The following is a 14,794-nucleotide window of genomic DNA, read 5'->3' as shown; positions in this document are numbered from 1 at the left end:
TACAATAAACAATATAAGTCGCGGACGGCCGACCGAGGTGTATGGTGGATTACGACCACACGCCGGTAACGGTCGCGGGCAAACGGGCGGTCGTCATCGGTGGGACGAGCGGTATCGGACGGGCGCTGGCCCACGGATTCGCGGCCGACGGCGCCGACGTGGTCGCGACGAGTCGGGGCGCCGAGAGCGTGGCCGAGACGGCGGCCGAACTCCGCGAACTCGGCGCCGAGACGGTCGAGAAGACCTGTGACGTGACTGATCGCGAGTCGCTGGTCGACCTGCGCGACGCCACGGTCGACGCCCTCGGCGGGATCGACGTGCTGGTGGCCTCACAGAGCGCCATCTCCCGGTCGAGCCTGGCCGACGGCACCGAGGAGGAGTGGCAGACGGTGTTCGACGTGCAGTTGGACGGCACCTACCGCGCGACACAGCTTTTCGCGGAGCGCATGGACGAGGGGGCGATCATCCCCATCTCCTCCATCTCGAACGGGCTCGCGATCCCGAATCTCGTGCCGTACACGACGGCGAAAGGCGGGATCGACGCGTTCACGCGCGTCGCCGCGGAAGAGCTCGGCCCCGAGATCAGGGTGAACGCCATCCGTCCCGGCTTCGTCCGCACCGAACAGACCGGGGGGACGTACGACGAGGGGACGGAGCGCCACGCCGAGATCGCCCGCCGGACGACGACCGGACGGCTGGCCGATCCGGGGGAGGTCGTCGGCGCGGCCATCTACCTCGCCAGCGACGCCGCGAGCTACACGAACGGGACCGTCCTGACGGTGGACGACGGCTTCACCCACGGCGCGTTCGGGGAGTAGCGAGGAGTGCGACCGAACCGTTCTTGTCGCGACACGCGGTAAGGCCCCCCAATGGATCGTGAGACGATGGCGGTTCGGGCGGCCCGCGAGGGCGCAGCCGTCGCCACCGACCTGTTCGGTACGGCGCTCGACGTGGCGACGAAGGGGTCGGCGACCGACTACGTCACGGAAGCCGACACCGGAGCGCAGCGCCGGATCGTCGAGTGCATCGCCGACGCGTACCCCGAGGACGCCGTCGTCGGCGAGGAGGGTGACGGTCGACAGCGGCTCCGTCCGGGCGAGACGGCGTGGGTGATCGACCCCATCGACGGGACGACGAACTACGTCCGCGGGGTGCCCGTCTGGGCGACGAGCGTCGCCGTCGTCAAGGACGGCGAGACGGTCGCCGCCGCGAACTGTCTCCCGGCCATCGACGCCGAGTATCACGCGGGGAGCGACGGCGCCATCGTCGACGACGACCCGGCGTCGGTCAGCGACGCGACGACTCTGGAGACGAGCATCGTCGCGCCGACGCTCCGGTACGGCCGCGAACACGGCGGCGCCTACGGGCGCTTGCTCGATACCCTCTCACCCACCGTCGGCGACGTGCGCCGACTGGGCTCGGCGCAGGCGACGCTCTCGTTCGTCGCGGACGGGCGCGTCGACGCCGCGGTCGGCGTCGTTCCGGCCCACCCGTGGGACACCGTCGCGGGCGTCCACCTGATCCGGCAGGCCGGGGGGACCGTCACCGACCTCTCGGGCGACCGCTGGACGCCGCGGAGCGAAGGACTGGTCGCCTCCGGCGGTGGGATTCACGACGACCTGTTGGCGCTTCTGTCGTAGGCGCGGCGCCGTCCCGAGTCGCCGGCACGCGGCCGGATCGGCGTCTCACACTTTCGGTCGCGTTAACTTTGGCGTGAATTGTGCCGGACGGCGAGGGCTTGGAGCCACGATTCTGCTGTCTGCGGTTCGACATGGCTAAAACTAGTTGCAAACGAGGAGGTTCGTCGTTCTATCTCCCAAAAGACACGTTCGATAGCATTCCGATTCCCGTGTGAAATCATCCGGAATCGGTAGCCGTCTTCGTCGAGAACGTTCACTAGATAATCGGCATCGTCGACGAGGAACTCGACGCCATCGAGCCGATATTGCCGATGCAGCTCGGCCAGAAACCATCGCGTTGTCTGTTTCGTCGTCGTCGGAAACAGCCTAAACTGCAGGATATCGTTCGTTTCGGGATCAACGGCACCGTACAGCCAGTAGTCGTCGCCGTTGATGCGGATCACCTTCTCGTCGACCGCAAGTTGATCCGCACTCACCGTCGAAATCGGCTGTAGATCAGCCTTATGCACCCAGTTGTGAACCGCGACGTGACTACGTTGGACTCCCAACTCATCGAGAAACTGACTGGCATCTCTCGTTGACATGCCGGCGAGATGACACCGGATGCCCACTTGAATCGCCCACTCGGGAGTCCGCTTGCGCTCCACAAACGACAAGTCGATCCACTCGATACACTCGCTGAGGCGTTCGGATTCTGCCATAGACACTCAGAAATCGAACGCCTCATCCTCTAACTTAACGCGACCACACTTTCGACGCAAAAACCTATTACCCTCTCGTGGTACAGTTCGGTGCATGACCGAAAACCGGGAGCAGCGGACGGATGCAGTCGTCTACAGCCCCTCGCAGTCGTTCGTCGAGTCGACGAACGTCTACGACTTCATGCGAACCTACGACATCGACGACTACGAGGAGTTGATCGAGCGGACGACCACGGCGGTGCCGGGCGAACCCCGTTCGGGCGTCACCTGGTTTTGGGACGAACTCGTCGACTACCTCGGCATCGACTTCTACGAGGAGTACGATGCGGTTCGAAACGACGCCGAGGGTCCGCAGTTCACGGAGTGGTATCCCGGCGGCCGCCTCAACGCCGCCCACAACACCGTGGATCGGTACGCCGCCCCCGACGCGGAGACGCGCAACAAGGTCGCCTGCATCTGGGAGGGCGAACCCGGCGACGTGCGCGAGGTGACCTATCACGAACTCGCGCGGCAGGCAAACCGGGTGGCGAACTACCTCGAATCGAAGGGGGTGGAGACGGGCGACACCGTGGGCCTCTACATGCCGATGGTGCCCGAAGTCGTCGCCATCCTCTATGGCTGTTTCAAGGTGGGTGCGGTCGCCGTCCCCATCTTCTCGGGATTCGGCGTCGACGCCACCGCCACCCGCATCGGCGACGCGGAGCCCTCGGTGCTTTTCACCGGCGACGGCTTCTACCGCCGCGGAAGCCAGGTGACGCTGAAGGAGTCAGCCGACGCGGCCATCGAAGAGGCCGGCCACGTCGAACACACCGTCGTCTACGACCGCCTCGGTCTCGCGAGCGATGGGTCGATTCCGTGGGACGACGACCGGGACGAACTGTGGGCCGAGTCGGTCGCCGAAGCCGACGACGACTACGACACCAAGTCCCTCCCCGCCGATCAGGAGTCCATGCTGCTTTACTCCTCGGGGACGACGGGAAAGCCGAAAGGCATCGTCCACACCCACGCCGGCGCCTTGATGCAGGCGGCCAAGGAGGTGTACTTCGGGATGGATCTCAAGCCCGCCGACCGCTTTTTTTGGGTCAGCGACATCGGCTGGATGATGGGGCCGTGGACGCTGATGGGCACCCACGCCCACGGCGGGACGATGGTCATGTACGAGGGGGCACCGGACCACCCCGAACCCGACCGCTTCTGGCAGTTGATCGACGACCACGGCATCACGCAGTTCGGCATCTCCCCCACCGCGATCCGTGCGCTCCGCAAGCGGGGCGACGAGTGGGTCGAGGACTACGACCTCTCCAGCCTCCGACTCCTCGGTTCGACGGGCGAGCCCTGGGACCCCGAGTCGTGGCTCTGGTTCTACGAGGAGGTCGGCAGCGGCGACACGCCCATCATCAACATCTCCGGGGGCACGGAGATCATGGGCTGCTTTCTCATGCCGATGCCAATCACGCCGCTCAAGCCCTGCACGCTCGGCGGGCCGGGGCTGGGAATGGACATCGACATCGTCGACCGGACGGGTGATTCCATCGCCGACACCCACGAACGCGGCTTTCTCGTCGCTCGCGACTCCTGTCCGAGCATGACCAAGTCGCTGTGGAGCGGCGACGACCGCTATCTGGAGGAGTACTGGAGTTCGTTCGAGGACCTGTGGGACCACGGCGACTGGGCCCAGAAGGACGAAGACGGCTTCTGGTTCCTCCACGGCCGCGCGGACGACGCCCTCAACGTCGCGGGCCGGAAGGTCGGCCCCGCGGAAGTCGAGGGGGCCGCGATGGAACATCCGGCGGTGAACCAGGCCGCCGCCGTCGGCGCCCCCGACGACACGACGGGGACGGCCGTCGTCCTCTATACCGTCCTCGAGGCGGGCGAGGAGGAGACCGACGACCTCCGCGAGGCGATCCGTGACACCGTCGGCGAGGAACTCGGCAAGCCGTTCCGGCCGCGCGAGGTACTGTTCGTCGACGCCTTCCCCAAGACCCAGAGCGGGAAGATCATCCGCCGGGCCATCGCGGGCATCTACCGGGGCGAGGACCTGGGCGACATGAGCAGCATCGAGAACCCCGACGCGCTCGACGAGATCGACGCGGCGCGGTAACGACCACGCTTATTCCCGGCCCGTCCCTGATAGGCACGATGACCGACGACCGACGGCGATTCGAGTTCGCGTACCGACCGGGAGCGATCACGTGTCGCCCGGGCTGTGTGGCCGACCTCGGTTCGATCTGTGAGCGCCACGGGTGGCCGCGGGCGCTCGTCGTCTGTGGCACCACCGTCGGGTCGACGCCGGCGGTGATCGACCCGGTCCGGGAGGGGCTGGGCGACCGGCTCGCAGGCGTCTTCGACGGGACGACACCCGAGAAGTATCTCGGCACCGCCGTCGAGGGGATGCGGCGCACCCACGCCGTCGACGCCGACGTTCTCGTCGCCGTCGGCGGCGGGAGTTCCCTCGACGTGGCGAAAGTGATGGCGACGCTGTCGACCCACGACGACCCGGTCGGAGCCGGGACCCGGGCCATCGACGACGCCGCGCTCTCGTTTTCCGACGGCGACCCGCTTCCCGTCGTCGCCGTGCCGACGACGCTCGCGGGCGCCGACCTCTCGACCGTCGCGGGCGTCACGTTCGCCGCGGGACCGGACGCCGACCGCCCGCCGAGCGGCGGCGTCGGTGACGAGCGACTGATGCCCGCCGCGGTGTGTTACGACGCCGACCTCTTCCGGACGACGCCCGAATCCGTGCTGACCGCCTCGGCGATGAACGGCTTCGACAAGGGCGTGGAGGCGCTGTACACCAGCAACTCGACGCCGATCACCGACGGCACGGCGGCGCGCGGCCTCCGCCTCCTGCGGTCGGGGCTGCCGACGCTTTGCGAGGACCCGATGGACGCCCACCGACTCGACGACGTCCTCGCGGGCATCGTCTGTGTCCAGTACGGCGTCTCGGAACCCGGTGCGTACAAGCTCTCGATCGTTCACGCCTTCGGCCACGGGTTCTCGCGAAACACCGACGCCCACCAAGGCGTCGTCCACGGCATCGTCGCCCCGCACGTCCTGCGCTACCTGTTCGAACACGTCGACGGCCGGCGCGACCTGCTGGCGGAGGCGCTGGGCGTCGATTCCGACACCGACGAGGCGACTGCCGAGGCCGTCGTCGACGCGGTGGCGGCCGTTCGCGACGACCTGGGGCTCCCGGAGCGTCTACGGTCGATCGACGGCCTCGCACGCGCCGACCTCGACGACATCGCCGAGCGTATCGTCGACGACTCGCTGATGGCGACGGTTCCGGACGGCCTCGATCCGACGGTCGGGGACGTGCGGGCGGTGCTTGCCGCGGCGTGGTAGGGTCGTCGCTCCCGTCAGCGCGGCCCGAAGCTCTCGGCGCGTACGTCGGCGGCGCCGGTCGCCTCGGCGACCGTCTTCGCGTCGCGGACGAAGGATTCGAAGCCGAAGACGTACACCGTCGCGTCGGAGCCGGTGAGGGAGTCGACCGCTTCGTCGAGCGATTCGACGACGAGAACGGTCGCGCCGTCGGCCTCGAGGGCGTCCAGCCGGTCGCGGTGGGGCGGGTCCTCGCCCCAGAAGACGACCGTCGCGTCGTGGCCGCCCTCGCGGGCGCGTTCGGCGATACCGACCGCCGGACCGATGCCGGGGCCCTCGGCGAGAACGACCGCGTCCCCCTCGCCGGTGTAGCGCACGTCGCCGAAGGGACCTTCGATCGATATCTCGTCGCCCGCCGTTCGCTCGGCCAGCCACGGCGCGAGCGTCCCCTCCGGCACGTACTCGACGGTGATCTCCATCGTCCCGTCGGTGTCGGGCGAGGAGAGCGTGTAGTAGCCCGTCTCCTCGACGCCACCGGTCTCCGACCGGTTTCCAGAGGAGCGTCGCTCCTCGCTGCCATCGATCGTCGCGCGAACGAGCAGGAACTGCCCGGGTTCGGCGTCGAACCCCCCGGGCGTCTCGAGCGTGAGCGCGACGGTCCGGGTGCCGACTTCCTCGACGGCCTCGACGGTGACTGCTGTCATGTCCCTCACCAGGAGTGGCGGGGATAAACCTTCGGCGATACGGCCGGGGCGACGTGCGGCGGTCCGGACGCTGCCAATCTATAAGACCGTCACGGCCGACGTCAGTCGTGTCATGCACGACACCGTACTATCGAGCGGGACGCGCACGGTGGTCTCGCCGGGACGGATCGAACTCGGCGTCGGCGCGGTCGACACTATCGGGCGCCACGCGGCGCGCTACGGCGACACGGCGCTCGTCGTCGCCACCGAACAGATCTTCGAGTTCCACGGCGACACCGTGGTCGACGTTCTCGACGCCGCGGGCGTCGAGTCGGTCGTCTACACCGACGTTCGCCCCGACCCCACCGTCGAGAACATCGAGAGCGCCCACGAGTTGTACGAGCGAGAGAGCTGTGATCTGATCGTCACGCTCGGTGGCGGGTCGTCGATAGACACCGGAAAGGGTGTGGGCATCCTCGCCGCCAACGAGGGGTCGATCCGCGACTTCGGCGTCGACCGCGCGGGCTACGAGGGCGTCCCCAACCCCTCGCCGCCGCTCATCGCGGTCAACACAACCGCCGGGACGGGCAGCGAGGCCACCCGCTCGGTCGTCGTCAGCGACGAGTCCACGTCGACGAAGTTCCTCATCGTCTCCGCGAACGTCGTCCCGGACGTAGCCATCGAGGACCCCGAACTCACCGTCTCCCTGCCCAAGAGCCACACCGCCTTCACCGGCATCGACGCGCTCACCCACGCCATCGAGGCGTACGTCTCGGTCAAGTCCTACAGCGTCCCCGACGGCTACGCGGAGGAGGCGATGGAGCGCATCGTCCGCTCGCTTCCCGTCGCGTGGGCCAACGGCGACAACCTCGACGCCCGCGCCGACGTGGTGGTCGGGCAACTGCAGGCCGGGCAGGCGTTCACCAACGCCTCGGTCGCGCTGGTTCACGGCCTCGCCCGCCCCCTCGGCGCCCAACTCCACATCCCGCACGGGCTGGCGAACGGGCTCATCCTGCCCTACGTCGTCGACTTCTCGTCGATGGCCGCGCCGGAGAAGTACGCCGAGGTGGCGCGCATCCTCGGCGTCGCGGACGCCCACACCCCGACCCGCGAGGCCGCCGACGCCGCCGCCGAGGGCATCCTCCGGCTCTGTCGGGACGTGGACCTCACCGGCTACCTCGACGACTTCGGCGAGGTACCGAGCCGCGACGCCTACCTCGACGTCGTCGACGAGATGACACAGGACGCCATCGACTCCGGCTCGCCCGACAACAACCCGCGGAAGCCGACCCGCGACGAAATCGCCGACCTCTATACGACCATCTACGACGACGCGCTGGCGCCGGACAGCCCGCGGCGGTCCTGAGCCGCATCGCGGGTCTCCGCGGCGTCACGCTTCGTCGCGTTTTGGCCCACGCGGTAGCGGAACGACTGCGTGAACCAGTCGGCGTGTGGCGCCGATGTCGCCGTCGTGTTCTCGGGAACCTCGGTGTTCGAGTGGCCCGTACATGTGACGACGGCCTCGTACCCCCACTCGCGCCGTGTCACGTCGTCGACGCGGCAGTCGAGGGTCACGTCGGTGTACTCGTTTATAGGCTGAACAGGCGCAATACCACGCCGTCACTTGTGGTAACAATCGCCGTTCAAACGCCACCCCCGAGTTTCCCACAGTGACGTTTAGGCGACAGGCCGACCTACCGTAGAGTAGGAATCGGTCGGAACGGAGCGGATTCCGAACCGTCCTTCGGAGGCGGCCTGTCCGCCCACAAAACGAGGCAGTGTCGGAAAAGGCAGTCGGTGAACGCATATTCCAGAAGGATGTGCCCGTGCCGACTCCTCAAAACGAGCACCAGGATACCCCCGACTCTCCTGACACCTGCCGGCGTCCCGCTGGCAAAAACAACATCGGGACGCCAAACACGGTCGAGGATAGGGGTAACGGCGGGTTTGCACCGCCAGCAGTCCACCAGTTCGATGCTGTGGGACTACCCGTGCCCGAAAGGACTGGTAGTTCGGTGATCGGACTCCAAACCTGAAACTCACACCGCTCGGGATTCCTCCGTGTTTACGCGGAGGAGGATGTCAACCACAACGAGTTGTAGGCGTAGCGGTACTCGTGGGTCCGGACGTACTCGCGCACGGTCGCGGCGTTCAGCGTCGACGGCCGGTCGGGACGTTCCTTCGGCCCGTCGGGAAAGTGGGCATCGCCGGAGGGAAGCGGCGTGGCGGTGGGCGTGTCCGTCGCCGTCGATCCGTCCGTCGGCGCGCCGGTGCAGCCAGCCGTCACGAGCGCGAGAACCAGCACTGCGGGGAGGGCAGTTCGGGGCCGCATGGACTGCCCTGGGTCGGCCGCTTGCAAGTGTTTTCCGTTGGCTCCGCTCACTCCGCCTCGTCCGGCGGCGACGCGTCGGCGGCCCCGTCGAGCGAGCCGTCGAACTGGTTTCGGAGATCGACCTTGTCGAACTTCCCCGTCGCTGTCTTGGGAATCTCGTCGACGAACTCGAAGCGATCCGGCACCCACCAGTCCGGATACGCATCGTGAATCCGGTCGGTCACGGCGTCGATCACCCCGTCCCGGTCGGCGTCCGCGACGATGTAGGCGACTGGACGCTCGCCCCACCGCTCGTGGGGGACGCCGACGACGGCGGCCTCGCGCACTCCCTCGACGCCCATGATCGCGTTCTCCACCGCTTGTGAGGAGATCCACTCGCCACCGGATTTGATCACGTCCGCGGCCCGGTCGACGAGTTCGATGTATCCGTCCGCGTCGACGGTCACCACGTCGCCGGTGCGGAGCCACGACCCCTCGAACGCGTCGTCGTCGTCGCGGCCGTAGTACGACGTGGTGACCCACGGCCCACGGACCAGGAGTTCGCCCATCGCCTCGCCGTCGTGGCGGATTTCGTCCCCATCGTCGTCGACGGCGCGGAACTCCAGACCGGGGAGGATCAACCCCTGTTTCGTCCGTTTGTCGAGTCGCGTCTCGTAGTCGGCGTCGCGCAACGCGGGTTTGAGGTGGGAGACGGCGCCGACGGGCGCCGTCTCGGTCATGCCCCACCCGTGGACCACCTCGACACCCCGGTCGTCGAACGCGCGGATCAGCCGGTCGGGCGGCGCCGCGCCGCCGATGACGATGCGTTCCAGGGTCGAGAGGTCGGCGTCGTGGTCCCGTAGATACTCCAGGACGCCCAGCCACACCGTCGGCACGCCCGCGGTGAGGGTGACGCCTTCGCGCTCGATCAGGCCGACCAGGTCGGCGGGGTCGGGCGCGGGGCCGGGATAGACCTGTTTCGCGCCCGCCGCGGTCGCCGCGTAGGGGAGCCCCCACGCGTTGATGTGGAACATCGGGACGACGGGCATCACCGCGTCGTGATGCGAGATGTCGAGTCCCGAGGGCGTCAGAATCGCCATCGTGTGACTCCAGAGCATCCGCTGGGTGTAGCGGACGCCCGTCGGCGCGCCCGTCGTCCCCGAGGAGTAACAGAGGCCGGCTGCGTCGTCGCCGTCGAGAGCGGGGTAGTCCGGGTCGGAGTCGTTCCCGGCGACGAAGTCGTCGACGCCGACGACCGACTCGAACGGCAGGTCGGGTGTCTCGGCGCCGACCACGACGACCCGATCGACCGACTCGAAGGCGTCGGGGTCGTACGCCTCGGTCAGTGCTCCCGCGAGCGACGCGTCGACGAACAGGAGGCGGTCCGCGGCCTCGTCGACGATGGTACGCACGTCGCTCGCGGGCAACAGCGGGTTGATCGTGTGCAACCCCGCACCCAGGCTCGGCACCGCGAAGTACGCCTCGGCGTGGCGGTCGTGATTCCAGCACATCGTCGCCACGTGGTCGCCGCGGTCGACGCCGGCCGTCCGCAGGGCACTCGCCAGACGGCCGACTCGCTCGGCGTAGTCGGCGTACGTATAGCGGACCGTCCCCGTCGCGGTCCGCGCGACGAGTTCGCGGTCCGGATACAGCCCGGCCGCCCGCGACAGGAACGGCCGGAGCGTCTGTGCGTGTCCGGTCATGCGCCACCGTTTCGCCGCGGGCGTTAAAACTATCGCGCCCGCTCGCCCGGTGCCGTCCCGACGACCGGTCCTCGCCTCCGATCAGGCGAGTTCCGCGAGGGCGAGGAGGAGGCTCGGCACGACCAGCAAGACGAGTCCGAGGACGATCAGCGCCGCGGGGACGACGAGGAGTCCCATGTCGGTGAGCGACCAGAGGCCGAGGCCGGCGAGCACGGCGACGAGACCGACGAGCCGAAGGAGCCACGTAATCGCCCCTTCGAACCCCGAATCGGCGAGCACGTCGACGACTTCGAGTGCGTCGTCCATAGACGGTGTGTGACGGGTGTATCACTTAGAACTGATCCTCCCGAAACGAGCTCCGACTCCGTGCCGAGTAGCGGGCCCGACCCTCGCGACGAAAGTTCGCGAATACGGTAGATTGGTTGGTGCCAGAGCCATCTTCGTTTCCGAATTAGACAATCTTAACAGGCGAAAGATGCAATTACTAGCCGATGACTGGCTCCACACAAGATTGGTGGCCGAACCAACTGCCGCTGGATATCCTCAACCAGAACGCTCGCCAAACCGACCCGATGGGCGAGGAGTTCGACTACGCCGAGGAGTTCCAGAACCTCGACCTCGACGCGGTGAAAGCGGACATCGAGGAGGTGATGACGACCTCACAGGACTGGTGGCCGGCCGACTACGGCCACTACGGACCGCTGTTCATCCGGATGGCGTGGCACAGCGCCGGGACCTACCGCACGCACGATGGCCGCGGTGGGGCGGCCGGGGGTCACCAACGCCTCCCGCCGGTCAACAGTTGGCCCGACAACGTGAACCTCGATAAGGCGCGTCGACTGCTCTGGCCGGTCAAACAAAAATACGGCAAGCAGCTCTCGTGGGCCGACCTGATCGTCTTGGCCGGGAACGTCGCTCTGGAGTCGATGGGCTTCGAGACGTTCGGCTTCGGCGGTGGCCGCGAGGACGACTTCGAGGGCGACGACGCCGTCGACTGGGGGCCCGAGGAGGAGTGGGAGACGATGTCCGCCGAACGGTTCGACGAGGACGGTCGGCTCTCCGATACGCTCGGCAACACCGTCATGGGCCTCATCTACGTGAACCCGGAGGGGCCGAACGGCGAACCCGACCTCGAAGGCTCCGCGAAGAACATCCGCGACACGTTCGGCAACATGGCGATGAACGACAAGGAGACGGTCGCGCTCATCGCCGGCGGTCACACGTTCGGGAAGGTCCACGGCGCCGACTCCGGCGACAACCTCGGTGCCGAGCCCGAAGCCGCCCCCATCGAACAGCAGGGTCTCGGCTGGGAGAACGAGTACGGCGAGGGTAAGGGCCCCGACACCATCACCAGCGGTATCGAGGGGCCATGGACCAGCGCGCCGACCCAGTGGGACATGGGCTACGTCGACAACCTGCTCGACTACGAGTGGGAGGCCCACAAGGGCCCCGGCGGCGCGTGGCAGTGGCGACCGGCCGGCGACGGACCGGGGGCCGACATCCCCGATTCCGTCCCGGACGCTCACATTCCGGACGAGTTCGTCGACCCGATGATGCTCACGACCGACATCGCGCTGAAAAAAGACCCCGACTACCGGGAAGTGCTGGAGGAGTTCCAAGAGGACCCGGCGGAGTTCCAGGAGGCCTTCGCGAAGGCGTGGTACAAGCTCATCCACCGCGATATGGGCCCGCCCGAGCGGTTCCTCGGTCCCGAGGTGCCCGAGGAGACGATGATCTGGCAGGACCCCCTCCCCGACGCCGACTACGACCACATCGGCGACGAAGCGGCTGCCGAGCTCAAAGCGGAGATTCTCGATTCGGAGCTCTCCATCTCCCAGTTGGTCAAAACCGCCTGGGCGTCGGCGTCGACGTACCGCGACAGCGACAAGCGCGGCGGCGCGAACGGGGCTCGTATCCGCCTCGAACCGCAGAAGAGCTGGGAGGTAAACGAGCCCGGGGAGCTGACGACCGTGCTGCAAACACTCGAACACATCCAAGAGGAGTTCAACGCCTCGCAGTCCGACGAAACGCGGGTGTCGCTCGCCGACCTCATCGTGCTGGGCGGCAACGCGGCCGTCGAGCGGGCGGCGGCGGACGCCGGCTACACCGTCGAAGTGCCGTTCGAGCCCGGTCGCGTGGACGCCGGCCAGAAGCAGACCGACGTCGAGTCCTTCGGGGTGCTCGAACCCGACGCGGACGGCTTCCGCAACTACCTCGGCGGCGAATACGAGGACCTACCGGAGGAACTGCTGGTGGACAAAGCCGACCTGCTGAACCTGACGGCGTCCGAGATGACGGTCCTGGTCGGCGGCATGCGCGCGCTCGGCGCGACCTACGAGGACACCGACCGTGGCGTCTTCACCGACCGCCCAGGGACGCTGACCAACGACTTCTTCGTGAACCTGCTCGGCATGGACCACGAGTGGGTGCCCGTCTCCGAGGACAAGCGGGTCTTCGAGGTCCGCAACCGCGAGACGGGAGCGGTCGAGTGGGAAGCGACCCGCGTCGACCTCGTGTTCGGGTCGAACTCCCGACTTCGCGCCATCTCCGAGGTCTACGGCGCCGGCGACGCCGAGGAGAAGTTCGTGCAGGACTTCGTGGACGCGTGGTCGAAGGTGATGCAGCTCGACCGCTTCGACCTCGAGTGAGCTGAGCCGCCGGGCCGTCTCTCGCCGTCGGTCGCCGGAACGTTTTCCGCCGACCGTGCCAAGGTGGCACCATGGACCGTCCCCGCGAGATGGACACTTTCGAGGAGTACGACGGGCCACGCGGCTTCGCTCGCCAGGCGTTCGTCACCGGTGCGGCCGTGACCCTCCCGCTCATCGTCACCCTCGTGATCCTCGGCGCAGTCGTCGACTTCGTCTCCCAGCAACTCGATCCGATCGTCGGCGTTTTCACCTCGGTCACGGGGCTCCAACCGGCCTCCGACACCGCGCTCAAACTCGTCGCCATCCTGTCGTTGCTGGCGGCCATCTTCTGTATCGGTGCCTGGACCGAACGCCAGCCCAGTCGCTCCGGGTTCGGTGCCTTCTTCGATACGCTGGTCTCCCGCATTCCCGGCGTCGGCTCCCTCTATCAGAGCATCGACGAAATGAGTGGCCTGCTCCTCGACAGCGACACCGACAGCTTTCAGGAGGTAAAACTCGTCGAATTCCCCGATCAGGGGTCGTACGCCTTCGCCTTCCTGACCGCCGAGACGCCCGACGTGGTTCGCGAGGGCGTCGACGAGAGCGGGGAGATGGTGACCGTCTTCCTCCCGATGGCGCCCAACCCCGTGATGGGCGGACACGTCCTCCACGTCGCCGAGGAGTACGTCTTCGACGTGGACATGACCGTCGAGGAGGGCATCCAGTCCATCGTGACCAGCGGCGTCGCCACCGGGCAGCGGTCGGAAGAGGAGTTCACCGAGGGGATGCTCGACCGCTTCGAGCGCCGACTCGACGCCGCGGACGTGATGGTGGGCATCGAGGGACTGGAGGAGACGGCGCGGGAGACGGTCGCGGCGGCACGCGAACGGGCGCCGGTGGACGTCGAGGACGAGGACGACGACGCCAACTGACGCGCCGCTTAGATCCGCAGCCAAGCCCCGTTCCGTCGGAACCACCGCCCGCTCGTCCGGGCGTTCGGGACGAGCGCCTCGACGGCCATCCAGAACGCGGGGTTGGCCGGGTCGCGTTCGCACCGACGAAGGGTAGGCAACGACGTAGGCGGCGATGGGTCACGCCGACGTGGAACACGGACCTGTCGCCGGTCATCGAAGCCAGGAGAAGAGGCCGCCGCCGTCGTCGTCGTCCATCTCCGCCGGCGAGACGACTCCCCGGCGCCGGCCCTCGGCCAACAGTTCGGCGTCGATGTCCTCCTGTGTGAAATCGAAGAACCGTTCCTCGGGGAGGTCCACGTCGAGGATGTCGAGGGTCGTCGAATCCCCCTGATTGTCGAAGGCCCGCCAGTCGCCCCGGTCGTAGGGCGCGCCGACGATGAGGTGGACCTCGCCCTGACCGAAGGTGGCGAGGTCCGCGTCGCTCGGCCGGAGAACACCGTTCGGGTGGGAGTGGACCGATCCCACGGACTGCACGTCGTTGGGCTTCATCTCCGTCCGCACCGTTGCGCTGACTGAGTTCGACGTGGTGCCGGGGATGACGAGAACGTCCGTGATGACCTGTCCGTGCCGGTCGAGGCCGAGTTTGCGCGCGTCCTCCGCCCGGAGAAAGCCCATGTACTCGTTGGGGTGGGTCTCCTCGCTGGCTTCGAGGATGAAATCCAGAGTCTCCCGAGCGATGCCGAGGAGTTCGCTCGACCGGAACAGACGCATACCGGACGTGGGGGTCGTCGCCTTCTAATACTGTCGGCTGTACGCGGCGGCGGATCGACTTGGCAGTCCAGCGTGTCGAATCGAGCCACACACCGACGGCCCGGCTGCCGGACCGAAGGTACA

General features: G+C 67.5%; 14 protein-coding genes. 7 read left to right on the top strand and 7 right to left on the bottom strand.

Annotation, left to right across the window (positions count from 1 at the left end):
- Positions 1 to 41 precede the first annotated feature (41 nt).
- Both HALNA_RS10650 and HALNA_RS10645 read left to right on the top strand, forming a co-directional pair.
- The gene (locus HALNA_RS10650; protein ID WP_049936357.1) at positions 42 to 818 is read left to right on the top strand and encodes an SDR family NAD(P)-dependent oxidoreductase; all 777 of its coding nucleotides are present in this window, start codon (positions 42 to 44) and stop codon (positions 816 to 818) included.
- Positions 819 to 869: 51 nt separating this feature from the next.
- Entirely contained in the window at positions 870 to 1,640 is a 771-nt protein-coding gene (locus tag HALNA_RS10645) for an inositol monophosphatase family protein (protein WP_049936356.1), read from the top strand.
- A gap of 62 nt (positions 1,641 to 1,702) precedes the next feature.
- On the opposite strand, the gene HALNA_RS10640 is transcribed toward HALNA_RS10645, so the two are convergent.
- Entirely contained in the window at positions 1,703 to 2,341 is a 639-nt protein-coding gene (locus HALNA_RS10640) for an IS6 family transposase (RefSeq protein WP_049935679.1), read from the bottom strand.
- Positions 2,342 to 2,435: 94 nt separating this feature from the next.
- On the opposite strand from HALNA_RS10640, the gene HALNA_RS10635 reads away from it, so the two are divergent.
- Positions 2,436 to 4,442 (top strand): AMP-binding protein, encoded by a 2,007-nt coding sequence (locus HALNA_RS10635; protein WP_049936355.1) that lies wholly within the window; start codon positions 2,436 to 2,438, stop codon positions 4,440 to 4,442.
- A 38-nt stretch (positions 4,443 to 4,480) separates the two neighbouring features.
- Positions 4,481 to 5,686 carry an iron-containing alcohol dehydrogenase family protein gene (locus HALNA_RS10630; protein ID WP_049936354.1) on the top strand — a complete coding sequence of 402 codons (1,206 nt, stop codon included), beginning with the start codon at positions 4,481 to 4,483 and terminating at the stop codon, positions 5,684 to 5,686.
- A 14-nt stretch (positions 5,687 to 5,700) separates the two neighbouring features.
- Here HALNA_RS10630 and HALNA_RS10625 read toward each other — a convergent pair whose 3' ends face one another.
- Positions 5,701 to 6,366 carry a ferredoxin--NADP reductase gene (locus HALNA_RS10625; RefSeq protein WP_049936353.1) on the bottom strand — a complete coding sequence of 222 codons (666 nt, stop codon included), beginning with the start codon at positions 6,364 to 6,366 and terminating at the stop codon, positions 5,701 to 5,703.
- Between the two features lie 112 nt (positions 6,367 to 6,478).
- Here HALNA_RS10625 and HALNA_RS10620 point away from each other — a divergent pair, with 112 nt between their 5' ends.
- A complete protein-coding gene (locus HALNA_RS10620) occupies positions 6,479 to 7,711 on the top strand; it encodes an iron-containing alcohol dehydrogenase (protein ID WP_049936352.1) in 1,233 nt (410 codons plus the stop codon).
- Here HALNA_RS10620 and HALNA_RS10615 read toward each other — a convergent pair.
- From HALNA_RS10615 to HALNA_RS10600, 4 genes are all read right to left on the bottom strand, one after another.
- On the bottom strand, positions 7,669 to 7,920 hold the full coding sequence (locus HALNA_RS10615) for a hypothetical protein (RefSeq protein WP_049936351.1): 252 nt from the start codon (positions 7,918 to 7,920) through the stop codon (positions 7,669 to 7,671). The genes HALNA_RS10620 and HALNA_RS10615 overlap by 43 nt on opposite strands.
- Before the next feature lie 490 nt (positions 7,921 to 8,410).
- Positions 8,411 to 8,677, bottom strand: coding sequence for a hypothetical protein (locus HALNA_RS10610; protein WP_157573509.1), 267 nt, complete (start codon positions 8,675 to 8,677; stop codon positions 8,411 to 8,413).
- A gap of 47 nt (positions 8,678 to 8,724) precedes the next feature.
- On the bottom strand, positions 8,725 to 10,359 hold the full coding sequence (locus tag HALNA_RS10605) for a long-chain fatty acid--CoA ligase (protein ID WP_049936349.1): 1,635 nt from the start codon (positions 10,357 to 10,359) through the stop codon (positions 8,725 to 8,727).
- 81 nt (positions 10,360 to 10,440) lie between these two features.
- Complete coding sequence (locus HALNA_RS10600) at positions 10,441 to 10,665, bottom strand: hypothetical protein (RefSeq protein WP_049936348.1); 225 nt, start codon at positions 10,663 to 10,665, stop codon at positions 10,441 to 10,443.
- A 185-nt stretch (positions 10,666 to 10,850) separates the two neighbouring features.
- Here HALNA_RS10600 and katG point away from each other — a divergent pair, with 185 nt between their 5' ends.
- Both katG and HALNA_RS10590 read left to right on the top strand, forming a co-directional pair.
- Positions 10,851 to 13,007, top strand: a complete 2,157-nt coding sequence (katG, locus tag HALNA_RS10595) for a catalase/peroxidase HPI (RefSeq protein WP_049936347.1) — start codon at positions 10,851 to 10,853, stop codon at positions 13,005 to 13,007.
- 71 nt (positions 13,008 to 13,078) lie between these two features.
- Positions 13,079 to 13,918, top strand: a complete 840-nt coding sequence (locus tag HALNA_RS10590; RefSeq protein ID WP_049936346.1) for a DUF502 domain-containing protein — start codon at positions 13,079 to 13,081, stop codon at positions 13,916 to 13,918.
- Positions 13,919 to 14,110: 192 nt separating this feature from the next.
- On the opposite strand, the gene HALNA_RS10585 is transcribed toward HALNA_RS10590, so the two are convergent.
- Positions 14,111 to 14,671 (bottom strand): Mov34/MPN/PAD-1 family protein, encoded by a 561-nt coding sequence (locus HALNA_RS10585; protein ID WP_084509983.1) that lies wholly within the window; start codon positions 14,669 to 14,671, stop codon positions 14,111 to 14,113.
- Positions 14,672 to 14,794 lie beyond the last annotated feature (123 nt).

The sequence above is a fragment of the Haloplanus natans DSM 17983 genome (genome assembly GCF_000427685.1).
GTDB lineage: Archaea > Halobacteriota > Halobacteria > Halobacteriales > Haloferacaceae > Haloplanus > Haloplanus natans.
The sequence above is the reverse complement of the archived record's forward strand: the minus strand, read 5'-3'. Positions and strand labels throughout refer to the sequence as shown.

Coding starts and splice junctions, on each gene's coding strand:
- HALNA_RS10650 (WP_049936357.1), top strand. CDS start 42: ATGGTGGATTACGACCACACGCCGGTAACGGTCGCGGGCAAACGGGCG.
- HALNA_RS10625 (WP_049936353.1), bottom strand. CDS start 6,366: ATGACAGCAGTCACCGTCGAGGCCGTCGAGGAAGTCGGCACCCGGACC.
- HALNA_RS10600 (WP_049936348.1), bottom strand. CDS start 10,665: ATGGACGACGCACTCGAAGTCGTCGACGTGCTCGCCGATTCGGGGTTC.
- HALNA_RS10610 (WP_157573509.1), bottom strand. CDS start 8,677: ATGCGGCCCCGAACTGCCCTCCCCGCAGTGCTGGTTCTCGCGCTCGTG.
- HALNA_RS10585 (WP_084509983.1), bottom strand. CDS start 14,671: ATGCGTCTGTTCCGGTCGAGCGAACTCCTCGGCATCGCTCGGGAGACT.
- HALNA_RS10645 (WP_049936356.1), top strand. CDS start 870: ATGGATCGTGAGACGATGGCGGTTCGGGCGGCCCGCGAGGGCGCAGCC.
- HALNA_RS10635 (WP_049936355.1), top strand. CDS start 2,436: ATGACCGAAAACCGGGAGCAGCGGACGGATGCAGTCGTCTACAGCCCC.
- HALNA_RS10605 (WP_049936349.1), bottom strand. CDS start 10,359: ATGACCGGACACGCACAGACGCTCCGGCCGTTCCTGTCGCGGGCGGCC.
- HALNA_RS10620 (WP_049936352.1), top strand. CDS start 6,479: ATGCACGACACCGTACTATCGAGCGGGACGCGCACGGTGGTCTCGCCG.
- HALNA_RS10630 (WP_049936354.1), top strand. CDS start 4,481: ATGACCGACGACCGACGGCGATTCGAGTTCGCGTACCGACCGGGAGCG.
- HALNA_RS10640 (WP_049935679.1), bottom strand. CDS start 2,341: ATGGCAGAATCCGAACGCCTCAGCGAGTGTATCGAGTGGATCGACTTG.
- katG (WP_049936347.1), top strand. CDS start 10,851: ATGACTGGCTCCACACAAGATTGGTGGCCGAACCAACTGCCGCTGGAT.
- HALNA_RS10590 (WP_049936346.1), top strand. CDS start 13,079: ATGGACCGTCCCCGCGAGATGGACACTTTCGAGGAGTACGACGGGCCA.